Origin of the sequence: Streptococcus mitis, from assembly GCF_965111735.1 — a bacterium.
Taxonomy (GTDB): domain Bacteria; phylum Bacillota; class Bacilli; order Lactobacillales; family Streptococcaceae; genus Streptococcus; species Streptococcus mitis_DR.
The window spans coordinates 797337-820794 of record NZ_OZ217346.1; the positions used below are offsets into that span (position 1 = coordinate 797337).

The following is a 23458-nucleotide window of genomic DNA, read 5'->3' on the forward strand; positions in this document are numbered from 1 at the left end:
AAGCCTAAAATAAAAAGAAAACTCAGCTATCTCATGTAAAATGCAGAGAGTTGAGTTTTTTTTAAGGCAAATTTGGTATAATGGTTTTATTAAGGAGGAGTTTCTCATGATAAAAATCTTATTAGTTGAGGATGACCTAGGCCTGTCAAATTCAGTATTTGACTTTTTAGACGATTTTGCGGATGTCATGCAGGTATTTGATGGGGAAGAAGGTCTCTACGAAGCTGAAAGTGGCGTCTATGATTTGATTTTGCTCGATTTGATGTTGCCTGAAAAAAATGGCTTCCAAGTCTTGAAAGAATTGCGTGAAAAGGGAATTACGACTCCAGTTCTGATCATGACTGCCAAGGAAAGTTTGGATGACAAGGGACATGGATTTGAACTGGGAGCAGATGATTATCTGACCAAACCTTTCTACCTAGAAGAACTCAAAATGCGGATTCAAGCGCTTCTCAAACGTTCAGGTAAATTTAATGAAAACACCTTGACTTATGGAAATATTGTGGTTAATTTGTCAACCAATACCGTCAAAGTCGAAGATACTCCTGTTGAATTGCTGGGGAAAGAGTTTGATTTATTAGTTTATTTCCTTCAAAATCAAAATGTTATTTTGCCTAAGACTCAGATTTTTGATCGTTTATGGGGATTTGATAGTGACACAACGATTTCAGTTGTCGAAGTCTATGTTTCAAAAATCCGTAAGAAATTAAAAGGAACCACTTTTGCAGAGAATTTGCAAACCTTGCGCAGTGTTGGGTATATTTTAAAAGATGTTCAGTAAACTAAAAAAAACATGGTATGCGGATGACTTTAGTTATTTTATCCGCAACTTTGGTGTCTTCACTCTGATTTTCTCTACCATGACTCTGATTATTTTACAAGTCATGCATTCGAGTCTCTATACTTCGGTGGATGATAAGCTTCATGGATTGAGTGAAAATCCTCAGGCAGTCATTCAGCTTGCGGTAAATAGGGCAACAGAAGAGATTCAAGATATAGAGAATGCCGCTACAGATACTAGTAAGACTGAGGTGAAGCCCAATGTCAGTTCCAATACGGAGGTTATTCTTTTTGATAAGAATTTTACCCAGCTCCTTTCTGGAAACCGATTTTTGGGATTGGATAAGATTAAGTTAGAGAAGAAAGAACTAGGCCATATCTATCAGATTCAGGTTTTTAATAGCTATGGACAGGAAGAAATCTATCGCATGATCTTGATGGAAACCAATATCAGTTCGGTTTCAACCAATATCAAGTATGCGGCTGTCTTGATTAATACCAGTCAGTTGGAGCAAGCCAGTCAAAAGCATGAGCAACTGATTGTGGTCGTGATGGCTAGTTTTTGGATTTTGTCTTTGATTGCCAGTCTCTATCTAGCTCGAGTCAGTGTTCGTCCCCTGCTTGAGAGCATGCAGAAGCAGCAGTCCTTTGTGGAAAATGCCAGTCATGAGTTACGAACTCCACTTGCAGTTCTGCAAAATCGTCTAGAGACCCTTTTCCGTAAGCCAGAAGCTACCATTATGGATGTGAGTGAAAGCATTGCATCGAGTTTGGAAGAAGTCCGAAATATGCGGTTTTTGACGACAAACTTGCTGAATTTAGCTCGGAGAGATGATGGGATTAAGCCGGAACTTGCAGAAGTTCCAACTAGTTTTTTCAATACGACTTTCACAAACTATGAGATGATTGCTTCTGAAAATGACCGTGTCTTCCGTTTTGAAAATCGCATTCATAGAACGATTGTCACAGATCAACTTTTACTAAAACAACTGATGACTATCCTATTTGATAATGCTATCAAATATACTGAGGAGGATGGTGAAATTGATTTTCTTATCTCGGCGACCGATCGCAATCTGTATTTACTGGTTTCTGATAATGGAGTCGGTATTTCAGCAGAAGATAAGAAGAAAATTTTTGATCGTTTTTATCGAGTGGATAAGGCTAGAACCCGTCAAAAAGGTGGTTTTGGTTTAGGATTATCCCTAGCCAAGCAAATTGTAGATGCCCTAAAAGGGACCATTACTGTTAAAGATAATAAACCAAAGGGAACAATCTTTGAAGTGAAAATTGCCATCCACACACCATCGAAAAAGAAAAAATAAAAAATATCGCTCCGGATGGGGCGATATTTTGGATTTATCTTCTACGTTTTCGTTTGATAATAGTTCGTTGAACTTTTAAGACAAGTAAGCTGGATCCGATTGCTGCGACAAAGGCAAAAGCAGTTGATAATTTTAATGCTAAAAAGATAAAACTAAAGATAGCAATACAGATACAAAAAACAGCGATATTAACAAAAAATAGGATTTCCTTGAGATTGGCATCAGATTGCGCTTCAGGTGTATAATCTTGATAGCGAGGAACCTGTTGGTTTAATTCTTCTTGATAGTCTACCTCATAGGACTGTAATTTTCTTACGGGCATTATTCTCTCCTTAACAATACATACCTATTTTATCATTTTTTCAGCAGAGAATTATTACAGAAAGATTACAATAAGAATAAAGTCCCTTTTCAAAATCACTTTTCTTGACACCATAATGTGAAAATGATAGGATGGATAGACACTCAATACTTATTAATATTCATAATTGATTATATTCCTAAGAAAATAGAGCTACCAATTGATTCTTTTTTACGAAAATTTCTTTCCTTATTTTCTTGATTTTATTTAATTTGATTAGTGAGATTTGTTTTGAATACAGAGACAGATTTTCTGTCTCCTATTTTTATAGTAGTGGGGTGTCTAATCGATACCTCTTGAAAAGTTAAAGGAGATAAGCATGTATCTTGCTATCAAAGAAATATTACAAAACAAACTTCGATATAGTTTGATTTTAACTACCATTTTTCTTATCGCTTTCATGGTCTTTTTTATGACCAGCTTAGCTCTTGGTCTTGTGCGAAACAATCGAGCCGCTATTGATAATTGGCAAGCGACGGGTGTGGTTTTATCTGACTACGCAAATGATAATTTGACGGCATCTTTTATTCCTGAAAAGGACTATAAGGATAAGAGTTCTAAAGAGGCAGCTCCACTGGGCTATATGTTTGCTGTGACAAATCTAGTCGATGATAGCGAAAAGGTCAATGTTTCCATCTTTGCTCAAGAATGGGACGAATTTATCTCTCCTAGTTTGACGAAGGGCCGTTATCCTGAAGGGGATGACGAAGTGGTCGTTGATCAGTCCTTTGAGAATTATGGAATCAAGCTAGGTGATGCCATTCAGCTCAATGGAAGCGAAGTAAGTTACAAGATTGTAGGGCTGACTCAAGGAAATAAATTTTTTACTGAGCCTGTTGTGTTTACGAGTTTGACAACTTATTGGACCTTACAAGGAACTTTAAAATCTAATAAATCGATCTCTGCCTTGGTATTGAAAAATGATATAGAATTGGCTGGCGATGGATTGAAACAGATTTCTATTCCAAAAATGATATCGAAAATTCCTGGTTACACACCTCAGGTTAATGTATTTTCAGGGATGATTATTGCTATGATTGTCATCACAGGCTTGATTGTGGGTATATTTGTTTATATCATTACCATCCAAAAACTAGGACTTTATGGAATAATGCGGGCTCAGGGAATACAGATCAAAACCATTGTATGGTCTCTTTTCTGTCAAATCTTCCTCCTAGCTGGTATGGGGATCGCTTTAGCCTTGCTTGCTATTGGAGGAGTGATTTTAGTCTTGCCAGCTACCTTCTTTTTCTACCCAAGTTGGTTAGCCTATTCTGTCCTAAGCTTGGTGATTTGTTTGATGGCCATGCTAGGTGGTGTCATTTCACTTCCACGCTTGCTAAAGGTGGACCCGATTACTGCTATTGCAGAATGATAAGGAGAATAGTATGACAGCATTGATTGAAATGACTCAAGTGACAAAAACGTACGGGGAAGGAAAGATGAAAGTCGTAGCTCTGCATGAGACGAATTTTCAGCTAAATACGGGAGAGTTCGTGGCTATCGTTGGGCCTTCAGGTTCTGGAAAGACGACTTTTCTAACGACTCTAGGACAACTTCAGGAAGCATCGAGTGGAAAAATTTTAGTTAAGGGGAAGGAAACAGGCAGTTTGACGGAAAAGGAGAAAACAGACCTCCGTTTTAGAGAGTTTGGCTTTATTCTTCAGGCTTCAAACTTAATTCCATTTCTAACGGTCAAGGAACAGCTGGATTTGATTGACAGACTAGATAAGGGAAAAAATAGTAAAAGTGATCGAAAAGAGTTACTTGACTTGTTGGATTTGGAAAAGGTACAAGAACAGTATCCCAAGGCTTTATCAGGTGGCGAACGTCAACGGGCCGCAATTGCTAGAGCGCTTTATAACAATCCAAGTATCGTGCTTGCAGATGAGCCAACAGCAAGTTTAGATACCCAGCGTGCCTACCAAGTAACGGAAATGTTGGCTGCCATTGCCCACGAACAAGGTAGAGGAGTTGTCATGATTACGCACGATACTCGTCTTCTAGATAAGGTGGACCGTGTTTATGTGATGAACGATGGACACCTAGTTGAAGAAACATATAAATAATAAATAGAGTGGACGGTGCTGGCTACCGTTCACTTTTTGATTGCAAACCTTAAAAAATGACTTTGCCTTTTTAGAAAATTCCTAGTATTCATAGCTGATTTTTGAGAAATATGGTATAATTTTTCTTATGGAAAAGATTATCATTACAGCAACTGCTGAAAGTATTGAACAAGTTAAACAACTGCTCGAAGTTGGCGTAGATCGTATCTATGTTGGTGAGAAAGATTTTGGCCTTCGTCTGCCAACAACCTTTAGTCATGACCAATTGCGTGAAATCGCTAAGCTGGTTCATGATGCGGGTAAGGAATTGATTGTTGCAGTTAATGCCCTCATGCACCAAGATATGATGGATCGTATCAAGCCTTTCTTAGACTTTTTGGAAGAAATTAAGACAGACTACATTACTATTGGGGATGCAGGCGTTTTTTACGTAGTCAATCGCGATGGTTATTCATTTAAGACTATCTACGATGCCTCAACCATGGTGACAAGCAGTCGTCAGATTAACTTCTGGGGACAAAAGGCTGGCGCATCTGAGGCTGTTTTGGCGCGTGAAATTCCATCTGCTGAACTCTTCAAAATGCCAGAGATTTTGGAAATTCCTGCTGAAGTTTTGGTTTACGGAGCTAGTGTCATCCATCATTCTAAGCGTCCGCTCTTGCAAAACTACTATAACTTCACGCATATCGATGATGAAAAGACTCGCAAGCGTGACCTTTTCTTGGCAGAGCCAAGTGACCCTGAGAGCCATTATTCCATTTTTGAAGATAATCATGGTACCCACATTTTTGCCAACAATGACCTTGATTTGATGACCAAATTGACAGAATTGGTGGAGCATGGTTTCACTCACTGGAAACTAGAAGGGCTCTACACTCCAGGTCAGAACTTTATTGAGATTGCAAAACTCTTTATCCAAGCGCGTAGCTTGATCCAAGAGGGCAACTTTAGCCATGACCAAGCTTTCTTGCTGGATGAGGAAGTACGCAAGTTACACCCTAAAAACCGTTTCCTTGATACAGGATTCTATGATTACGATCCTGATATGGTTAAATAGGACATCAAAACCCGAAATAAAAATGTTCGGGTTTTTCTAGTGTATCCATGAAATAAAAACGGATACATGTTATAATAAAAGTAGCTCTTTAATGGAGGTGTTTGAGTGGAAAATCTGAAGAAAATGGCAGGTATCAAGGCTGCTGAGTTTGTCAAGGATGGCATGGTAGTCGGACTTGGAACGGGTTCTACTGCCTATTATTTTGTCGAAGAAATCGGTCGTCGTATCAAGGAAGAAGGGTTGCAGATTACAGCTGTAACGACTTCTAGTGTGACTAGTAAACAGGCTGAAGGGCTTAATATCCCACTCAAGTCTATTGACCAAGTAGACTTTGTCGATGTGACAGTCGACGGGGCGGATGAAGTGGATAATCAGTTTAATGGAATCAAAGGTGGTGGTGGTGCCCTTCTCATGGAGAAGGTTGTGGCAACGCCCTCAAAAGACTACATTTGGGTAGTGGATGAAAGCAAGCTGGTCGACAAACTAGGTGCTTTTAAATTGCCTGTAGAAGTGGTTCAGTATGGCGCAGAGCAGGTTTTTCGTCGTTTTGAGCGAGCTGGCTACAAACCAAGTTTCCGTGAAAAAGACGGCCACCGTTTTGTGACGGATATGCAGAATTTTATCATTGACCTTGCCTTGGATGTCATTGAAGATCCAATTACTTTCGGACAAGAATTGGACCATGTCGTTGGTGTTGTAGAGCACGGCTTATTCAACAAAATGGTGGATAAGGTCATCGTTGCTGGACGAGACGGAGTTCAGATTTTAACTTCAACAAAAGCAAGATAACTAAAATAATAAGGAGATACACTATGTCAAAATTTAATCGTATTCACTTGGTGGTATTAGATTCTGTAGGAATCGGTGCTGCACCAGATGCTAATAACTTTGTCAATGCAGGAGTTCCAGATGGTGCTTCTGACACATTAGGACACATTTCAAAAGCAGTTGGTTTGAATGTCCCAAACATGGCTAAAATTGGTCTGGGGAATATTCCTCGTGAAACTCCTCTTAAGACTGTTCCAGCTGAAAGCAATCCAACAGGATATGCAACAAAATTGGAAGAAGTATCTCTTGGTAAGGATACTATGACTGGACACTGGGAAATCATGGGACTCAACATTACTGAGCCTTTCGATACTTTCTGGAATGGATTCCCAGAAGAAATCTTGACAAAAATCGAAGAATTCTCAGGACGCAAGGTTATTCGTGAAGCTAACAAACCTTACTCAGGAACAGCCGTTATCGATGACTTTGGACCACGTCAGATGGAAACTGGAGAGTTGATTATCTATACTTCAGCTGACCCTGTTTTGCAGATTGCTGCCCACGAAGATATTATTCCTTTGGACGAATTGTACCGTATCTGTGAATACGCTCGTTCGATTACCCTTGAGCGCCCTGCCCTTCTAGGTCGCATCATTGCCCGTCCATATGTCGGTGAGCCAGGTAACTTCACTCGTACGGCAAATCGTCGGGACTTAGCTGTATCTCCATTTGCACCGACTGTTTTGGATAAATTGAATGAAGCTGGTATCGATACTTACGCTGTTGGTAAAATCAATGATATCTTTAACGGTGCGGGTATCAACCATGATATGGGTCATAACAAGTCAAACAGCCATGGAATTGATACACTATTGAAGACCATGGGCCTTGCTGAATTTGAAAAAGGATTCTCATTCACAAACTTGGTTGACTTTGATGCTCTTTACGGTCACCGCCGTAATGCTCATGGTTACCGTGATTGCTTGCATGAGTTTGATGAACGCTTGCCTGAAATTATCGCAGCCATGAGAGAGAATGATCTTCTTTTGATTACTGCGGACCATGGAAATGATCCAACCTATGCAGGAACAGACCACACTCGCGAATATATTCCACTTTTGGCTTACAGTCCTTCCTTTAAAGGAAATGGTGTCATTCCAGTTGGACATTTTGCAGATATATCAGCGACAGTTGCGGATAACTTTGGTGTTGAAACTGCCATGATTGGGGAAAGTTTCTTAGATAAATTGGTATAAGATGACGCGATATGCTTTACTTGTTCGGGGCATTAATGTCGGTGGGAAAAATAAAGTTGTCATGGCGCAACTTCGTCAAGAACTGACAGAGTTGGGACTGGAAAAGGTTGAGACCTACATCAACAGTGGCAATATTTTCTTTACTTCGACAGACCCCAAAGAACGATTGGTTGAAAAGTTAGAGGCATTCTTTGAAATCCATTATCCATTTATTCAGAGCTTTTCCTTGCTAAGTCAGGAAAACTATGAAGCAGAGCTGAAGAATCTGCCAGATTGGTGGACCAAAGATTTGGCTCGAAAAGATGTCCTCTTCTACACGGAGGGTTTAGATGTGGACCAAGTCATAGAGAAAGTAGGCAGTTTGAAACTGGAAGATGAAGTTCTTCATTTTGGTAAACTTGGGATTTTCTGGGGGAAATTCTCTGAAGAATCCTACTCTAAGACAGCCTATCATAAGCACCTGCTCAAGATGTCATTCTATCGCCACATTACCATTCGCAATGCTAAAACTTTTGACAAAATCGGTCAAATGCTAAAAACTAAAAAAGGAGACACACAATGACATTTTTAGATAAAATCAATGAAACAGCTGCCTTCCTGAGAGACAAGGGGATTGCAGCCCCTGAGTTTGGTCTAATCCTTGGATCAGGACTGGGAGAACTGGCAGAAGAAATCGAAAATCCAGTTGTAGTAGACTATGCTGAGATTCCAAACTGGGGCCGCTCTACAGTAGTCGGACACGCTGGTAAATTGGTATATGGTGAACTTGCAGGTCGTAAGGTCTTGGCTCTTCAAGGTCGCTTCCATTTCTACGAAGGCAATCCTCTGGAAGTCGTGACTTTCCCAGTACGTGTCATGAAAGTTCTTGGATGTGAAGGTGTTATTGTAACCAATGCAGCTGGTGGTATCGGATTTGGTCCTGGTACCTTGATGGCTATCTCAGACCATATCAATATGACGGGGCAGAACCCATTGATGGGTGAAAACTTGGATGATTTTGGTCCACGTTTCCCTGATATGTCTAAAGCCTATACACCAGAATACCGTGCTACTGCCCATGAAGTGGCTAAGAAACTTGGTATCAAGCTTGATGAAGGTGTCTATATCGGTGTAACTGGTCCGACTTATGAAACACCAGCAGAAATTCGCGCCTATAAGACACTGGGAGCAGATGCAGTTGGTATGTCGACTGTTCCTGAAGTTATTGTGGCAGCTCACTCAGGCTTGAAAGTTCTCGGTATTTCATGTATTACTAACCATGCTGCTGGTTTCCAAGAAGAACTCAACCACGAAGAAGTTGTAGAAGTGACTGAACGTGTTAAAGGTGATTTCAAAGGCTTGCTTAAAGCGATTCTTGCTGAATTGTAATCATGTTAATAGAATTGAGGAGTATTTTTCGAAAAATCCCTTATAATTTTAGATTATTCATAGCAGTAATTCTACAAGGAATAGTTTCGGGTTTATCTGGTATATTACTCCATTATCTTTTAGAGATGGTGGAGGAGCTGGCTTTTGGTCAGTCAGAGCATCATAGTGGATTTTTGACAGATGGAGTTTCCTCCTCACGGATAGGACTAAGTTTAATGATCGTGGGTCTTGGCTCAACCTTGGTCTGGTATTTCTTGCAAAAAGGGTCTAAGATTTATTCCATCAAAGCTCAGATGAAGGATGAGACTTCACAATACAAGCTTCATTTTTTAAGACAGCTATTTCATTCAATTTGGCAGATTATTGCAGTTGGAGGGGGAGCGCCTATTGGTAAAGAAGCTGCGCCACGAGAGATTGGAACTCTATTTGCAGGGCCAATTGGAAAAATATGTTTTCTCTCTAAGAAGGATCAAATCTTTCTCCTTGCTTGTGGTGCTGGTGCTGGTTTAGCTGCTGTTTATCAGGTTCCATTAACAAGTGTCTTCTTTGTTTTTGAAACCTTAGGAATTGCTCTATCTATTAAACGATTTGTCTTAGTCGGTTTGACTACCTATGTCTCAACCTATATAGCAGGCTGGGTTATTTCAGATCAGGCTCTCTACCAGATTCCAGCCATTGCATGGTCATTAAAGGAAACGTGGATTATTCCCTTATTACTTCTTTTCTTAACCCCACTAGCTTGGCTTTTTGGTCGCTTGAGTAAAGAAGTGTCTTCAAACAGGATAAAAGATAAACGAGTACTTCTCACATTGCCTACAGCTTTTCTTTTTCTTGCTGGTCTTGCAAGTTCCTTTCCACATCTACTTGGCAATGGACGCATGATGGCTCAGGAGATTTTAAATGGTAGCAGTGGTCAAACAGTGCTTCTCATGTTTTTCCTAAAAGCAGTGGTCGTTCTTATTATCCTTTGGGCAGGGGCCTATGGTGGTACACTTACGCCATCTTTTGCCTTGGGGATGGCTGGAGCTGGTCTCTTGGGTATGATTCTAGGTGGGGATAGCCAGCCAACCGTTTTACTTTTTGGGTCGGTTTGCTTTTTGTCTGTGACTTTGAGGGCTCCCTGGTCTGCAACTGGATTAGTAATAGGCTTCACTGGTATCGGTTTAGATTCTCTTCCATATCTCTTAGTAACAGCTTTCCTAGCTTATGGTTTTGCAAAAGTGTTAGATAGCTTTCCTTGGGCTAGCATACTGTGTCAGAAGTCAAAGAATAAAGTAATTAGGTAGGAAATGCCGTTTCTTCTAATCAAGGATTTATCTTAAAAGATTAAAAACTATTGTCAGTTTATCAATAACTGTTTTAAATAAAAATGTAGTAGGTTTATCGGAGTCATGATTGAATACGATTTTTCCTAGCTATGAAATATAAAAATAATAAAAAGAAAGGTAGAGCGTGTGTTCTGATTTGAACACGAGCGGAAAACTTTTCTAAAAACTCAGAAGAGAAGGGGAGTTCGGGATTGAATTGAAGCCGCTCTAATCTTCTCAATATCATCAAAATTAAGAAAGAAAGGAATTGAACCCACCCTAAAAGCAGTGGGAAAAAGATAGTTGGTCTAGCGAGCATCGCTCACTGCACCCAACTCCTATTTTCCCTTTGTTTTTTGACGGGTTTGGTATCTTATATTATGTCTATCCATATTGCTGCTCAGCAGGGTGAAATTGCTGATAAAATTCTTCTTCCTGGGGATCCTCTTCGTGCGAAATTTATTGCGGAGAATTTCCTTGAAGATGCTGTTTGTTTTAACGAAGTACGTAACATGTTTGGTTACACTGGTACTTACAAGGGCCACCGTGTATCAGTCATGGGAACTGGGATGGGGATGCCATCTATTTCGATTTATGCGCGTGAGTTGATTGTTGACTACGGTGTGAAGAAATTGATCCGTGTGGGAACAGCAGGTTCATTGAATGAAGATGTTCACGTCCGTGAATTGGTTTTGGCGCAAGCAGCTGCAACCAACTCTAACATCATCCGCAATGACTGGCCACAGTACGATTTCCCACAAATCGCTAGCTTTGATTTGCTGGACAAGGCCTACCATATCGCTAAAGAACTTGGTATGACAACCCACGTTGGGAACGTTTTGTCTTCTGATGTCTTTTACTCAAACTACATTGAAAAGAATATCGAGATTGGTAAATGGGGAGTCAAGGCTGTGGAAATGGAAGCAGCAGCTCTCTACTATTTGGCTGCCCAACATCATGTTGATGCCCTTGCTATCATGACTATTTCTGATAGTTTAGTCAATCCAGATGAGGACACAACTGCAGAAGAACGCCAAAATACCTTCACAGATATGATGAAGGTTGGTTTGGAAACCTTGATTGCAGAGTAAAATGTAAAAGAAAATCCTGATTTTAAGTAAAATAGGCTCTATAATATTTGTAGTGGGTAAATCCCCTATGGATATTATGGAGCCTATTTTGTTGTAGAAAAAAAGTCCCATATGACCTATAATGAAAAGCAACAAAACAACTCATTAGAAAGAATCATATGGAACAATTACATTTTATCACAAAACTACTCGACATTAAAGACCCCAATATCCAATTTATGGACATCATCAATAAGGATACACTCAGGGAAATCATCGCCAAACTGGACTACGACGCCCCATCTTGCCCTGAGTGTGGAAGTCAAATGAAGAAATATGACTTTCAAAAACCGTCTAAGATCCCTTACCTCGAAACAACTGGTATGCCTACTAGAATTCTCCTTAAAAAACGCCGTTTTAACTGCTATAAGTGCTCGAAAATAGCGGTCTCCGAGACCTCCCTCGTCAAGAAGAATCATCAAATCCCTCGTATCATTAATCAAAAAATTGCTCAAAAGCTGATTGAAAAGACTTCTTTGACCGATATTGCTCATCAGCTGTCCATTTCAACTTCAACTGTTATTCGCAAGCTCAATGACTTTCACTTTAAGCATGATTTTTCTCGCCTTCCACAGATTATGTCCTGGGACGAGTATATCTTTACAAAGGGAAAGATGAGTTTCATTGCGCAAGATTTTGAAAAACTCAATATCACCACTGTTCTTGAAGGTAGAACACAAGCTATTATCCGAAATCACTTTCTTAAATATGATAGGGCAGTCCGATGTCGAGTGAAAATCATTACTATGGATATGTTTAGTCCCTACTATGACTTGGCTAGAAAACTTTTTCCGTGTGCTAAAATCGTTCTAGATCGTTTCCATATTGTACAACATCTAAGCTGTGCTATGAGTCGTGTGCGTGTCCAAATCATGAATCAGTTTGAACGAAAATCTCATGAATACAAGGCTATCAAACGCTACTGGAAACTCATCCAACAGGATAGTCGTAAACTTAGCGATAAACGTTTTTATCGTCCTACTTTTCGTATGCACTTGACCAATAAAGAGATTCTAGACAAGCTTTTGAACTATTCAGAAGACTTGAAACACCACTATCATCTCTACCAGCTCCTGCTTTTTCACTTTCAGGACAAGAAGCCTGACAAATTTTTCGGACTGATTGAGGACAATATAAAGCAGGTTCATCCTCTTTTTCAGACTGTCTTTAAAACCTTTCTAAAGGACAAAGAGAAAATTGTCAATGCCCTTCAACTACCCTATTCAAACGCCAAATTAGAAGCGACCAATAATCTCATCAAACTTATCAAGCGCAATGCCTTTGGTTTTCGGAACTTTGAAAACTTCAAAAAAAGGATTTTTATCGCTCTAAACATCAAAAAAGAAAGGACGAAATTTGTCCTTTCTCGAGCTTAGCTTTTCTTCAACCCACTACAGTTGACAAAGAGCCGTAAAATCAGGATTTTTTCATGGATGCGATTTTTTCTGGGTCAGGTGTTACACGGAGGGTCTTTTGTCCTGTGTAGGTGACAAAGCCTGGTTTGCCACCAGTTGGTTTGTTGAGTTTCTTGACTTCAATCATATCTACCTGGACCAGATTTGACAGGCGACCTTGAGAGAAGTAGGCGGCTAGTTCTGCCGCGTCTGTCTTGACTTCATCGGATGGGTCAAGATTGCCTGAGATGACAACATGGCTTCCAGGAATGTCCTTGGCATGGAACCAAAGTTCCTCCTTGCGGGCCATTTTAAAGGTTAGCTCCTCGTTTTGCAGGTTGTTTCGGCCGACATAGATGATGGTTTTGCCATCGCTTGCTAGATATTGTTCTGGTTTTTTGCGTTTCTGGATTTTCTCCCGTTGTCTTCTGCGGATAAAACCTGTTTGAATCAATTCTTCACGAATTTCAGCGATTTCTTCCAGTCCAGCTTGGTTGAGGACGGTCTCCACACTTTCCAGATAGAGAATAGTTGCCTTGGTTTCCTCAATCAGATCAGTCAAGTATTTGACAGCTTCTTTAAGTTTCTGATACCGTTTAAAATAGCGTTGGGCATTCTGGCTGGGAGTTAGTGCCTTATCAAGAGAAATGGTGATAGGTAGGTTGGTATAGTAGTTGTCTAGGATAACCTTGTCTTGGTCGTTAGGCACTTGATGGAGGAAGGTTGTTAGCAATTCCCCTTTTTGGCGAAATTCTTCAGCATTGTCTGTCGCTAGTAACTCTTTTTCTTGTTTTTTTAGCTTATGTCGATTTTTCTGAAGTTCATTTTCAACACGACGAATCAGTTCGCTGGCTTGCTGTTTGACACGGTCGCGCTCAGCCTTGTCCTTATAGTAGGTGTCCAACAAATCCGAAAGGTTGGCAAAAGGCTCTTCCACTTGATTTGCAAAAGGAACTGGACTGAAGGAAGTCTCAGTCAAGAATGGCTTGGTTTCTTGATGGAAAAAGTTTCGGAAAGTGGCTAGTTTATCACTAACCAGAATCTTTTCCAATTCATTTGCCGTATCACGTCCCAGACCTTGAAAGAGGCTTTGAAGATTTTTAGCTGTCGTTTCCTGTGTTTGCAGGATTTCAAAGAGTTTCTCGTCCTTGATTGTAAAAGGATTGAGAGATTCCGTACTTGGCGGAGCGATATAGGTCGATCCAGGAAGTAAGGTACGGTAGCTATTTTGTGAAAAGCCGACGTGTTTGATAACTTCGAGGATTTTATGACTGCTTTTATCAACCAGTAGAATATTACTGTGTTTCCCCATAATTTCGATAATCAAGGTAGCCTGGATATGGTCTCCAATCTCGTTTTTATTGGAAACTGTCATTTCCACAATACGGTCATTTTCCACTTGCTCAATCGACTCAATCAGGGCACCCTGCAAATATTTTCTTAAAACCATGATAAAGGTAGAAGGTTGGGATGGATTTTCAAAAGTCGTTTGGGTCAGCTGAATGCGTCCAAAAACTGGATGGGCAGAAAGGAGCAGGCGATGGCTTTGGCGATTGCTGCGGATTTGCAAGACCAACTCTTGTTCAAAAGGTTGATTGATTTTCTGGATGCGACCGTTCACTAACTCTCTTCGCAATTCCTCAACCATGTGGTGTAAAAAAAATCCGTCAAATGACATCGTTCTCTCCTTGTGATTGTATTCCATAGTATTATATCAAAAAGGTAGAATAAAATCATGGAAATGTGGTATAATAAAGCCAAGTAAAGAGAAACGAGAAGCACATGTATATTGAAATGGTAGATGAAACTGGTCAAGTTTCAAAAGAAATGTTGCAACAAACCCAAGAAATTTTGGAATTTGCAGCCCAAAAATTAGGAAAAGAAGACAAGGAGATGGCAGTTACCTTTGTGACCAATGAGCGTAGTCATGAACTCAATCTGGAGTACCGTGACACAGACCGTCCGACAGATGTTATCAGCCTTGAATACAAGCCAGAGTTGGAAATTGCCTTTGACGAAGAGGATTTGCTTGAAAATCCGGAATTGGCAGAGATGATGTCTGAGTTTGATGCCTATATTGGGGAATTGTTCATCTCTATTGATAAGGCTCATGAGCAGGCTGAGGAATATGGCCACAGCTTTGAGCGTGAGATGGGTTTCTTGGCAGTACACGGCTTTTTACATATCAACGGCTATGATCACTACACTCCAGAAGAAGAAGCGGAGATGTTCGGTTTACAAGAAGAAATTTTGACAGCCTATGGACTCACAAGACAATAAACGAAAATGGAAAAATCGTGACCTGATATCCAGTTTAGAATTTGCCATTACAGGAATTTTTACTGCTATCAAGGAAGAACGCAATATGCGAAAACATGCAGTGACGGCTCTAGTGGTCATTCTTGCAGGTTTTGTTTTTCAGGTGTCACGAATCGAATGGCTCTTTCTCCTATTGAGCATTTTCTTGGTAGTAGCTTTTGAAATTATTAACTCTGCTATTGAAAATGTGGTGGATTTGGCCAGTCACTATCACTTTTCCATGCTGGCTAAAAATGCCAAGGATATGGCGGCTGGTGCGGTATTAGTGATCTCTCTTTTCGCAGCCTTAACAGGCGCATTGATTTTTCTCCCACGAATCTGGGATTTAATATTTTAAACAGTAAGAGGAAATTATGACTTTTAAATCAGGCTTTGTAGCCATTTTAGGACGTCCCAATGTTGGGAAGTCAACTTTTTTGAATCACGTTATGGGGCAAAAAATCGCCATCATGAGTGACAAGGCGCAGACAACGCGCAACAAAATCATGGGAATTTACACGACCGATAAGGAGCAAATTGTCTTTATCGACACACCAGGGATTCACAAGCCTAAAACGGCTCTTGGAGATTTCATGGTCGAATCTGCCTATAGTACCCTTCGTGAAGTGGATACTGTTCTTTTCATGGTGCCCGCTGATGAAGCGCGTGGTAAGGGGGACGACATGATTATTGAGCGTCTTAAGGCTGCCAAGGTCCCTGTGATTCTGGTGGTGAATAAGATTGATAAGGTCCACCCAGACCAGCTTTTGTCTCAGATTGATGATTTCCGTAATCAGATGGACTTCAAGGAAATTGTTCCAATCTCAGCCCTTCAGGGAAATAACGTGTCTCGTCTAGTTGATATTTTGAGTGAGAATCTGGACGAAGGTTTCCAGTATTTCCCGTCTGATCAAATCACAGACCATCCAGAACGTTTCTTGGTTTCAGAAATGGTTCGCGAGAAAGTCTTGCATCTAACTCGTGAAGAGATTCCGCATTCGGTAGCAGTAGTTGTGGATTCTATGAAACGAGATGAAGAGACAGATAAGGTCCATATCCGTGCAACCATTATGGTCGAGCGAGATAGCCAAAAAGGGATTATCATCGGTAAAGGTGGTGCTATGCTTAAGAAAATTGGTAGTATGGCCCGTCGTGATATCGAACTCATGCTAGGAGACAAGGTCTTCCTAGAAACATGGGTCAAGGTCAAGAAAAACTGGCGCGATAAAAAGCTAGATTTAGCTGACTTTGGCTATAATGAAAAAGAATACTAAGTAGAGGTGGGCTCATGCCTGCTTCTTGTTTTTACAGAAGGAGGACTTATGCCTGAATTACCTGAGGTTGAAACTGTTCGCCGTGGCTTGGAAAAATTGATTCTGGGTAAGAGGATTTCGAGTATAGAAATTCGCTATCCCAAGATGATTAAGACGGATTTGGACGAGTTTCGAAAGGAAGTGCCTGGTCAGATTGTTGAGTCAATGGGACGTCGTGGCAAATATTTGCTTTTTTATCTGACAGACAAGGTCTTGATTTCCCATTTGCGCATGGAGGGCAAGTATTTTTACTATCCAGACCAAGCACCTGAACGCAAGCATGCCCATGTTTTCTTCCAGTTTGAGGATGGTGGAACGCTTGTTTATGAGGATGTACGCAAGTTTGGTACTATGGAACTCTTGGCTCCTGACCTTTTGGAAGCCTACTTTATTTCTAAGAAATTAGGGCCTGAACCAAGGGAGCAAGACTTTGATTTGCAGGTCTTTCAAGCTGCCCTAGCCAAGTCTAAAAAGCCTATCAAATCCCACCTTTTAGACCAGACCTTGGTAGCTGGCCTTGGAAATATCTATGTGGATGAGGTTCTCTGGCGAGCTCAGGTTCATCCAGCAAGACCTTCTCAGACTTTGACTGCATCAGAAGCGACAGCCATTCATGATCAGACCATTGCTGTTTTGGGTCAGGCTGTTGAAAAAGGAGGGTCGACCATTCGGACCTATACCAATGCCTTTGGGGAAGATGGAACCATGCAGGATTTTCATCAAGTTTATGATAAGGCTGGTCAAGAATGTTCACGTTGTGCCACTATCATTGAGAAAATCCAACTAGGCGGACGTGGAACACACTTTTGTCCTCAGTGTCAAAGGAGGGACTGATGGGAAAAATCATCGGAATCACAGGAGGAATTGCCTCGGGTAAGTCAACTGTGACAAATTTTCTAAGACAGCAAGGTTTTCAAGTGGTGGATGCCGATGCAGTTGTCCACCAACTACAGAAACCTGGTGGTCACCTGTTTGAGGCTCTAGTCCAGCACTTTGGTCAAAAAATAATCCTTGAAAACGAAGAACTCAATCGCCCTCTCCTAGCTAGTCTCATCTTTTCAAATTCTGAAGAACAGGAATGGTCTAAGCAAATCCAAGGAGAGATTATCCGTGAGGAACTAGCTACATTAAGAGACCAATTGGCTCAGACAGAAGAGATTTTCTTCATGGATATTCCCCTACTTTTTGAGCAGGACTACAGCGCTTGGTTTGATGAGACATGGTTGGTCTATGTGGACCGAGATGTCCAAGTAGAACGCCTAATGAAAAGGGATCAGCTATCCAAGGATGAAGCTAAGTCGCGTCTGGCAGCCCAGTGGCCTTTAGAGAATAAGAAAGATTTAGCCAGCCATATTCTTGATAATAATGGGAATCAGGACCAGCTTCTTACTCAGGTGTTCTCCCTTCTTGAGGGAGGTAGCTAAGATGACAGAGATTAACTGGAAGGATAATCTGCGCATTTCCTGGTTTGGTAATTTTCTGACTGGAGCCAGTATTTCTTTGGTAGTGCCCTTTATGCCCATCTTTGTGGAAAATCTAGGTGTAGGGAGTGATCAAGCTGCTTTTTATGCAGGTTTAGCTATTTCTGTATCTGCTATTTCCGCGGCGCTCTTTTCTCCTATCTGGGGCATTCTTGCTGACAAATACGGTCGAAAACCCATGATGATTCGAGCAGGTCTTGCCATGACTATCACTATGGGAGGCTTGGCCTTTGTCCCAAATATCTATTGGTTAATCTTTCTTCGTTTATTAAACGGTGTATTTGCGGGATTTGTTCCCAATGCAACGGCCTTGATAGCCAGTCAGGTTCCCAAGGAGAAATCAGGCTCTGCCTTAGGTACTTTGTCTACAGGCGTAGTTGCAGGTACTCTAACTGGTCCCTTTATTGGTGGCTTTATAGCAGAATTATTTGGCATTCGTACAGTTTTCTTACTGGTTGGTAGTTTTTTATTTTTAGCTGCTATTTTGACTATTTGCTTTATTAAGGAAGATTTTCAACCAGTAGCCAAGGAAAAGGCCATTCCAACAAAGGAATTATTTACATCACTTAAATATCCCTATCTTTTGGTCAATCTTTTTCTAACCAGTTTTGTCATCCAATTTTCAGCCCAATCGATCGGCCCTATTTTGGCTCTTTATGTACGCGACTTAGGCCAGACAGAGAATCTTCTTTTTGTCTCTGGTTTGATTGTGTCCAGTATGGGCTTTTCCAGCATGATAAGTGCAGGAGTCATGGGCAAGTTAGGTGACAAGGTGGGCAATCATCGTCTCTTGGTTGTAGCCCAGTTTTATTCAGTTATCATCTATCTTCTCTGTGCTAATGCTTCTAGCCCCCTTCAACTAGGCCTCTATCGTTTCCTCTTTGGATTGGGAACCGGTGCCTTGATTCCCGGAGTTAATGCCCTTCTCAGCAAGATAACGCCCAAAGCTGGTATTTCGAGGGTCTTTGCCTTTAATCAGGTATTCTTTTATCTGGGAGGTGTCGTTGGGCCTATGGCAGGTTCTGCAGTAGCAGGTCAATTTGGCTACCATGCAGTCTTTTATGCGACAAGCCTTTGTGTTGCCTTTAGTTGTCTCTTTAACCTTCTTCAATTTCGAACATTATTAAAAGTAAAGGAAATCTAGTGCGAGTAAAAATTAATCTCAAATGCTCCTCTTGTGGCAGCATCAATTACCTAACCAGTAAAAATTCAAAAACCCATCCAGACAAGATCGAGGTTTTAAAGTATTGTCCCAAGGAAAGAAAAGTAACCCTACATCTTGAATCTAAGTAGATTTTATGGTAAAATAATAAGGATTTTAAGGAGTTTGATATGTATAACCTATTATTAACCATTTTATTAGTATTATCTGTTGTGATTGTGATTGCGATTTTCATGCAACCAACCAAAAACCAATCCAGCAATGTATTTGATGCCAGCTCAGGTGATTTGTTTGAACGCAGTAAAGCACGCGGTTTTGAAGCTGTAATGCAGCGTTTGACAGGGATTTTAGTCTTTTTCTGGCTAGCCATTGCCTTAGCATTGACGGTATTATCAAGTAGATAAGAAAATAATGGGCAGGACTAGGTCTTTGCCTCTTTTTATTTTTAAAAGATATTTGAGAAGGTTTTACAGTAAAAGAAAATAAAAAATCTAGAAAGAAAATATGAAAGATAGAATAAAAGAATATTTGCAAGACAAGGGAAAGGTGACTGTCAATGACTTGGCTCAGGCTTTGGGAAAAGACGGTTCCAAGGATTTTCGTGAGTTGATTAAAACCTTGTCCCTAATGGAAAGAAAACACCAGATTCGCTTTGAAGAAGATGGAAGTCTAACCTTGGAAGTCAAGAAAAAACATGAGATTACTCTCAAGGGGATTTTTCATGCCCATAAAAATGGCTTTGGCTTTGTTAGTCTGGAAGGCGAGGAGGACGACCTTTTTGTAGGAAAAAACGATGTCAACTATGCTATTGATGGTGATACCGTTGAGGTCGTGATTAAGAAAGTCGCTGACCGAAATAAGGGAACAGCAGCCGAAGCCAAAATTATCGATATCCTAGAACACAGTTTGACAACCGTTGTAGGTCAAATCGTTCTAGATCAGGAAAAGCCCAAGTATGCTGGCTATATTCGTTCAAAAAATCAGAAAATAAGTCAACCGATTTATGTGAAGAAACCAGCTCTAAAACTAGAGGGAACCGAAGTTCTCAAGGTCTTTATCGATAAATACCCAAGCAAGAAACATGATTTTTTTGTTGCGAGTGTACTAGATGTGGTTGGGCATTCAACGGATGTCGGAATTGATGTTCTTGAGGTTTTGGAGTCTATGGACATTGTATCTGAGTTTCCAGAAGCCGTTGTCAAGGAAGCAGAAAGTGTGCCGGATGCTCCGTCTCAAAAGGATATGGAAGGCCGTCTGGATTTGAGAGATGAAATTACTTTTACCATTGACGGTGCGGATGCCAAGGACTTGGACGATGCAGTGCATATCAAGGCCTTGAAAAATGGAAATCTGGAGCTTGGTGTTCACATCGCAGATGTTTCCTACTATGTAACTGAGGGTTCTGCCCTTGACAAGGAAGCCCTTAACCGCGCAACTTCAGTCTATGTAACAGACCGAGTGGTTCCAATGCTTCCAGAGCGTTTGTCAAATGGCATCTGCTCCCTCAATCCTCAAGTTGACCGTCTGACCCAATCTGCTATTATGGAGATTGATAAACATGGTCGTGTGGTTAATTACACTATTACCCAAACGGTTATCAAGACCAGTTTTCGTATGACCTATAGTGATGTCAATGATATCCTAGCTGGAGACAAGGAAAAGAGACAAGAATATCAGAAAATTGTTCCAAGCATCGAACTCATGGCCAAACTTCACGAAAGGCTAGAAAACATGCGTGTGAAACGTGGAGCACTCAATTTCGATACCAACGAAGCGAAGATTTTAGTGGATAAACAGGGTAAGCCTGTTGATATCGTCCTTCGTCAGCGTGGTGTTGCCGAGCGCATGATTGAGTCCTTTATGCTGATGGCCAATGAAACAGTTGCCGAGCATTTTAGTAAGCTTGATTTGCCTTTCATTTATCGAATTCACGAGGAGCCAAAGGCTGAAAAGGTTCAGAAGTTTATTGATTATGCTTCGAGTTTTGGCGTGCGCATTTATGGGACTGCCAGTGAGATTAGTCAGGAAGCCCTCCAAGACATCATGCGTGCTGTTGAAGGAGAACCTTATGCAGATGTATTGTCAATGATGCTTCTTCGTTCGATGCAACAGGCTCGTTATTCTGAGCATAATCATGGTCACTATGGTCTAGCCGCGGACTATTACACGCACTTTACCAGTCCGATTCGTCGTTATCCTGACCTTCTTGTTCACCGGATGATTCGTGACTATGGACGTTCTAAGGATGTAGCAGATCATTTTGAACAGGTCATTCCAGAGATTGCGACTCAATCTTCAAACCGTGAGCGCCGTGCCATCGAGGCAGAGCGTGAAGTCGAAGCCATGAAAAAAGCTGAATACATGGAAGAGTACGTTGGTGAAGAGTATGATGCAGTTGTTTCAAGTATCGTTAAATTTGGTCTTTTTGTTGAATTACCAAATACAGTCGAAGGCTTAATTCACATCACTAATTTACCTGAATTTTATCATTTCAATGAGCGGGATTTGACCCTGCGTGGGGAGAAATCAGGTACAACCTTCCGTGTAGGTCAGCAAATCCGTATCCGAGTTGAAAGAGCCGACAAGATGACGGGTGAAATTGACTTCTCATATATCCCAAGTGAGTTTGATGTGATTGAGAAGGGCTTGAAACAATCTAGTCGTAGTGACAGAGTGCGTGGTTCAAATCGTCGTTCAGATAAGAAGGAAGATAAGAGAAAATCAGGACGATCAAATGATAAGCGCAAGCATTCACAAAAAGACAAGAAGAAAAAAGGAAAGAAACCCTTTTACAAGGAAGTAGTTAAGAAAGGAGCCAAGCATGGCAAAGGGCGAGGGAAAGGTCGTCGCACAAAATAAAAAGGCACGTCACGACTATACAATCGTAGATACGCTAGAGGCAGGAATGGTCCTGACTGGAACTGAAATCAAGAGTGTGCGAGCAGCTCGAATCAATCTCAAGGATGGCTTTGCCCAAGTAAAAAATGGAGAAGTTTGGTTGAGCAATGTCCATATCGCACCTTACGAAGAGGGTAATATCTGGAATCAAGAACCGGAACGGCGTCGTAAACTCCTGCTCCATAAGAAACAAATCCAAAAATTGGAACAGGAGACCAAAGGGACAGGAATGACCCTGGTTCCCCTTAAAGTCTATATCAAAGATGGCTATGCCAAGCTTCTTTTAGGACTTGCCAAAGGGAAGCATGACTATGACAAACGGGAGTCTATCAAACGTCGTGAGCAGAATCGCGATATTGCGCGCGTGATGAAAGCTGTTAATCAGCGATAAAAAGAGGAATGAAGATGGAAAAACTAGTTGCCTATAAACGTATGCCTTTGTGGACTAAAGAAACCATGCCAGAGGCTGTTCAGCAAAAGCACAATACAAAAGTTGGAACTTGGGGGAAAATTACTGTCTTGAAGGGAGCTCTCAAGTTTATTGAATTGACAGAAGATGGTGAGGTTTTAGCTGAGCACATCTTTGAAGCAGGAGCCGACAATCCCATGGCACAACCACAAGCCTGGCACCGAGTGGAGGCTGTAACAGACGATGTGGAATGGTATTTGGAGTTTTATTGTAAACCTGAGGATTATTTCCCTAAAAAATACAATACCAATAAGGTTCATTCAGAGGTCCTAGAGGCTATGCAGACAGTAAAACCAGGGAAAGCCTTGGATTTGGGCTGTGGTCAGGGCCGTAATGCACTCTTTCTAGCCCAGCAAGGTTTTGATGTGACAGCTGTGGATCAAAATGAACTGGCCCTTGAAATCTTGCAAAGCATTGTTGAGCAGGAAGACCTAGATATGCCTGTTGGTCTTTATGATATCAATTCAGCCAGTATTGGGCAAGCTTATGATTTCATCGTATCGACAGTTGTTTTGATGTTTTTGCAAGCAGACCGCATTCCTGCAATTATCAAAAATATGCAGGAGAAAACTACTGTTGGTGGCTACAATCTTATTGTTTGTGCCATGGACACGGAGGATTATCCTTGCTCAGTGAACTTCCCATTCACCTTTAAAGAAGGGGAATTGGCAGACTATTACAAGGATTGGGACTTGGTCAAGTACAATGAAAATCCAGGCCATTTACACCGTCGCGATGAAAATGGCAATCGTATTCAACTACGCTTTGCGACCATGCTAGCTAAAAAAATCAAATAAACATGAATGAAGGTTGGGGAAATATCCAACCTTTTTATAAATGTTGTGAAAATTTAATATTTCTGACAATGTAATTTTTATTTCAAGAATCGCTATAATTATAGAACAAAAGCACTTTTATGCGTATATATATATATATATACGCATAAAAATTATAATTGGTCAGAAAACATGAAAAAAGGTATATTGCATTATTAAAGTAATACTGTAATATAGTTTTGATAC

At 40.8% G+C, this 23458-nt stretch carries 25 protein-coding genes; 23 read left to right on the forward strand and 2 right to left on the reverse strand.

Translation table 11 applies throughout. The annotated features are described in order from the left end of the window. The first annotated feature begins 106 nt into the window (after positions 1–106). Positions 107–781, forward strand: coding sequence for a two-component system response regulator CiaR (ciaR, locus tag ACLV7W_RS03920; protein WP_060805708.1), 675 nt, complete (start codon positions 107–109; stop codon positions 779–781). Further along, positions 771–2105, forward strand: coding sequence for a two-component system sensor histidine kinase CiaH (ciaH, locus tag ACLV7W_RS03925; RefSeq protein ID WP_261184470.1), 1335 nt, complete (start codon positions 771–773; stop codon positions 2103–2105). Before ciaR ends, ciaH begins: the two co-directional genes overlap by 11 nt. Before the next feature lie 34 nt (positions 2106–2139). On the opposite strand, the gene ACLV7W_RS03930 is transcribed toward ciaH, so the two are convergent. Next, complete coding sequence (locus tag ACLV7W_RS03930) at positions 2140–2427, reverse strand: DUF3270 domain-containing protein (RefSeq protein WP_411865470.1); 288 nt, start codon at positions 2425–2427, stop codon at positions 2140–2142. 358 nt (positions 2428–2785) lie between these two features. On the opposite strand from ACLV7W_RS03930, the gene ACLV7W_RS03935 reads away from it, so the two are divergent. The 10 genes from ACLV7W_RS03935 (at position 2786) to ACLV7W_RS03980 (ending at position 12797) form a co-directional block, all read left to right on the forward strand. Next, complete coding sequence (locus tag ACLV7W_RS03935; protein WP_261028845.1) at positions 2786–3841, forward strand: ABC transporter permease; 1056 nt, start codon at positions 2786–2788, stop codon at positions 3839–3841. A 13-nt stretch (positions 3842–3854) separates the two neighbouring features. After that, positions 3855–4535: an ABC transporter ATP-binding protein gene (locus ACLV7W_RS03940; RefSeq protein ID WP_261028844.1), complete on the forward strand. Its 681-nt coding sequence runs from the start codon at positions 3855–3857 to the stop codon at positions 4533–4535. Positions 4536–4662: 127 nt separating this feature from the next. Then, positions 4663–5592, forward strand: a complete 930-nt coding sequence (locus ACLV7W_RS03945) for a peptidase U32 family protein (RefSeq protein WP_261028843.1) — start codon at positions 4663–4665, stop codon at positions 5590–5592. Positions 5593–5697: 105 nt separating this feature from the next. Then, the gene (rpiA, locus tag ACLV7W_RS03950; protein WP_411865471.1) at positions 5698–6381 is read left to right on the forward strand and encodes a ribose-5-phosphate isomerase RpiA; all 684 of its coding nucleotides are present in this window, start codon (positions 5698–5700) and stop codon (positions 6379–6381) included. 23 nt (positions 6382–6404) lie between these two features. Next, on the forward strand, positions 6405–7616 hold the full coding sequence (locus tag ACLV7W_RS03955; protein WP_261144006.1) for a phosphopentomutase: 1212 nt from the start codon (positions 6405–6407) through the stop codon (positions 7614–7616). Position 7617: 1 nt separating this feature from the next. Next, positions 7618–8178, forward strand: coding sequence for a DUF1697 domain-containing protein (locus ACLV7W_RS03960; protein WP_411865472.1), 561 nt, complete (start codon positions 7618–7620; stop codon positions 8176–8178). Next, positions 8175–8984 carry a purine-nucleoside phosphorylase gene (locus ACLV7W_RS03965; RefSeq protein ID WP_153209900.1) on the forward strand — a complete coding sequence of 270 codons (810 nt, stop codon included), beginning with the start codon at positions 8175–8177 and terminating at the stop codon, positions 8982–8984. Before ACLV7W_RS03960 ends, ACLV7W_RS03965 begins: the two co-directional genes overlap by 4 nt. A gap of 2 nt (positions 8985–8986) precedes the next feature. Then, positions 8987–10270 (forward strand): chloride channel protein, encoded by a 1284-nt coding sequence (locus tag ACLV7W_RS03970; RefSeq protein WP_153209899.1) that lies wholly within the window; start codon positions 8987–8989, stop codon positions 10268–10270. Between the two features lie 401 nt (positions 10271–10671). Further along, complete coding sequence (gene deoD / locus ACLV7W_RS03975) at positions 10672–11382, forward strand: purine-nucleoside phosphorylase (protein ID WP_084888397.1); 711 nt, start codon at positions 10672–10674, stop codon at positions 11380–11382. A 158-nt stretch (positions 11383–11540) separates the two neighbouring features. Then, entirely contained in the window at positions 11541–12797 is a 1257-nt protein-coding gene (locus ACLV7W_RS03980) for an ISL3 family transposase (protein WP_411865473.1), read from the forward strand. A 40-nt stretch (positions 12798–12837) separates the two neighbouring features. Here the strand turns inward: ACLV7W_RS03980 and pavA are convergent, their stop codons facing one another. Next, on the reverse strand, positions 12838–14493 hold the full coding sequence (gene pavA, locus ACLV7W_RS03985; RefSeq protein WP_411865474.1) for an Rqc2 family fibronectin-binding protein PavA: 1656 nt from the start codon (positions 14491–14493) through the stop codon (positions 12838–12840). A 104-nt stretch (positions 14494–14597) separates the two neighbouring features. On the opposite strand from pavA, the gene ybeY reads away from it, so the two are divergent. From ybeY to tehB, 11 genes are all read left to right on the forward strand, one after another. Next, positions 14598–15095 carry an rRNA maturation RNase YbeY gene (gene ybeY, locus ACLV7W_RS03990; RefSeq protein ID WP_000275156.1) on the forward strand — a complete coding sequence of 166 codons (498 nt, stop codon included), beginning with the start codon at positions 14598–14600 and terminating at the stop codon, positions 15093–15095. Continuing rightward, a complete protein-coding gene (locus ACLV7W_RS03995) occupies positions 15076–15471 on the forward strand; it encodes a diacylglycerol kinase family protein (RefSeq protein WP_261014219.1) in 396 nt (131 codons plus the stop codon). Before ybeY ends, ACLV7W_RS03995 begins: the two co-directional genes overlap by 20 nt. Before the next feature lie 16 nt (positions 15472–15487). Next, complete coding sequence (gene era / locus ACLV7W_RS04000; protein ID WP_000143264.1) at positions 15488–16387, forward strand: GTPase Era; 900 nt, start codon at positions 15488–15490, stop codon at positions 16385–16387. 48 nt (positions 16388–16435) lie between these two features. Next, positions 16436–17260: a DNA-formamidopyrimidine glycosylase gene (gene mutM / locus ACLV7W_RS04005; protein WP_411865475.1), complete on the forward strand. Its 825-nt coding sequence runs from the start codon at positions 16436–16438 to the stop codon at positions 17258–17260. Next, the gene (gene coaE / locus ACLV7W_RS04010) at positions 17260–17850 is read left to right on the forward strand and encodes a dephospho-CoA kinase (protein ID WP_411865476.1); all 591 of its coding nucleotides are present in this window, start codon (positions 17260–17262) and stop codon (positions 17848–17850) included. The genes mutM and coaE overlap by 1 nt, the downstream gene beginning before the upstream one ends. Position 17851: 1 nt before the next feature. Beyond that, positions 17852–19051, forward strand: coding sequence for a multidrug efflux MFS transporter (locus ACLV7W_RS04015; RefSeq protein ID WP_411865477.1), 1200 nt, complete (start codon positions 17852–17854; stop codon positions 19049–19051). Then, positions 19051–19200, forward strand: coding sequence for a 50S ribosomal protein L33 (rpmG, locus tag ACLV7W_RS04020; protein WP_001809104.1), 150 nt, complete (start codon positions 19051–19053; stop codon positions 19198–19200). The genes ACLV7W_RS04015 and rpmG overlap by 1 nt, the downstream gene beginning before the upstream one ends. Before the next feature lie 39 nt (positions 19201–19239). Continuing rightward, positions 19240–19473, forward strand: a complete 234-nt coding sequence (gene secG, locus ACLV7W_RS04025) for a preprotein translocase subunit SecG (protein ID WP_000282517.1) — start codon at positions 19240–19242, stop codon at positions 19471–19473. Between the two features lie 100 nt (positions 19474–19573). After that, positions 19574–21928, forward strand: a complete 2355-nt coding sequence (gene rnr / locus ACLV7W_RS04030; protein WP_411865478.1) for a ribonuclease R — start codon at positions 19574–19576, stop codon at positions 21926–21928. Further along, positions 21891–22358, forward strand: coding sequence for an SsrA-binding protein SmpB (gene smpB, locus ACLV7W_RS04035; RefSeq protein WP_001051750.1), 468 nt, complete (start codon positions 21891–21893; stop codon positions 22356–22358). Before rnr ends, smpB begins: the two co-directional genes overlap by 38 nt. 14 nt (positions 22359–22372) lie before the next feature. Continuing rightward, entirely contained in the window at positions 22373–23233 is an 861-nt protein-coding gene (tehB, locus tag ACLV7W_RS04040; protein WP_411865479.1) for an SAM-dependent methyltransferase TehB, read from the forward strand. The last annotated feature ends 225 nt before the right edge of the window (positions 23234–23458 follow it).

What these genes read in the sequence shown, in the direction of transcription:
- ciaR (WP_060805708.1), top strand. Translation starts at nt 107, where the DNA reads ATGATAAAAATCTTATTAGTTGAGGATGACCTAGGCCTGTCAAATTCA.
- ciaH (WP_261184470.1), top strand. Translation starts at nt 771, where the DNA reads ATGTTCAGTAAACTAAAAAAAACATGGTATGCGGATGACTTTAGTTAT.
- ACLV7W_RS03930 (WP_411865470.1), bottom strand. Translation starts at nt 2,427, where the DNA reads ATGCCCGTAAGAAAATTACAGTCCTATGAGGTAGACTATCAAGAAGAA.
- ACLV7W_RS03935 (WP_261028845.1), top strand. Translation starts at nt 2,786, where the DNA reads ATGTATCTTGCTATCAAAGAAATATTACAAAACAAACTTCGATATAGT.
- ACLV7W_RS03940 (WP_261028844.1), top strand. Translation starts at nt 3,855, where the DNA reads ATGACAGCATTGATTGAAATGACTCAAGTGACAAAAACGTACGGGGAA.
- ACLV7W_RS03945 (WP_261028843.1), top strand. Translation starts at nt 4,663, where the DNA reads ATGGAAAAGATTATCATTACAGCAACTGCTGAAAGTATTGAACAAGTT.
- ACLV7W_RS03955 (WP_261144006.1), top strand. Translation starts at nt 6,405, where the DNA reads ATGTCAAAATTTAATCGTATTCACTTGGTGGTATTAGATTCTGTAGGA.
- ACLV7W_RS03960 (WP_411865472.1), top strand. Translation starts at nt 7,618, where the DNA reads ATGACGCGATATGCTTTACTTGTTCGGGGCATTAATGTCGGTGGGAAA.
- ACLV7W_RS03965 (WP_153209900.1), top strand. Translation starts at nt 8,175, where the DNA reads ATGACATTTTTAGATAAAATCAATGAAACAGCTGCCTTCCTGAGAGAC.
- ACLV7W_RS03970 (WP_153209899.1), top strand. Translation starts at nt 8,987, where the DNA reads ATGTTAATAGAATTGAGGAGTATTTTTCGAAAAATCCCTTATAATTTT.
- deoD (WP_084888397.1), top strand. Translation starts at nt 10,672, where the DNA reads ATGTCTATCCATATTGCTGCTCAGCAGGGTGAAATTGCTGATAAAATT.
- ACLV7W_RS03980 (WP_411865473.1), top strand. Translation starts at nt 11,541, where the DNA reads ATGGAACAATTACATTTTATCACAAAACTACTCGACATTAAAGACCCC.
- pavA (WP_411865474.1), bottom strand. Translation starts at nt 14,493, where the DNA reads ATGTCATTTGACGGATTTTTTTTACACCACATGGTTGAGGAATTGCGA.
- ybeY (WP_000275156.1), top strand. Translation starts at nt 14,598, where the DNA reads ATGTATATTGAAATGGTAGATGAAACTGGTCAAGTTTCAAAAGAAATG.
- ACLV7W_RS03995 (WP_261014219.1), top strand. Translation starts at nt 15,076, where the DNA reads ATGGACTCACAAGACAATAAACGAAAATGGAAAAATCGTGACCTGATA.
- era (WP_000143264.1), top strand. Translation starts at nt 15,488, where the DNA reads ATGACTTTTAAATCAGGCTTTGTAGCCATTTTAGGACGTCCCAATGTT.
- mutM (WP_411865475.1), top strand. Translation starts at nt 16,436, where the DNA reads ATGCCTGAATTACCTGAGGTTGAAACTGTTCGCCGTGGCTTGGAAAAA.
- coaE (WP_411865476.1), top strand. Translation starts at nt 17,260, where the DNA reads ATGGGAAAAATCATCGGAATCACAGGAGGAATTGCCTCGGGTAAGTCA.
- ACLV7W_RS04015 (WP_411865477.1), top strand. Translation starts at nt 17,852, where the DNA reads ATGACAGAGATTAACTGGAAGGATAATCTGCGCATTTCCTGGTTTGGT.
- secG (WP_000282517.1), top strand. Translation starts at nt 19,240, where the DNA reads ATGTATAACCTATTATTAACCATTTTATTAGTATTATCTGTTGTGATT.
- rnr (WP_411865478.1), top strand. Translation starts at nt 19,574, where the DNA reads ATGAAAGATAGAATAAAAGAATATTTGCAAGACAAGGGAAAGGTGACT.
- smpB (WP_001051750.1), top strand. Translation starts at nt 21,891, where the DNA reads ATGGCAAAGGGCGAGGGAAAGGTCGTCGCACAAAATAAAAAGGCACGT.
- tehB (WP_411865479.1), top strand. Translation starts at nt 22,373, where the DNA reads ATGGAAAAACTAGTTGCCTATAAACGTATGCCTTTGTGGACTAAAGAA.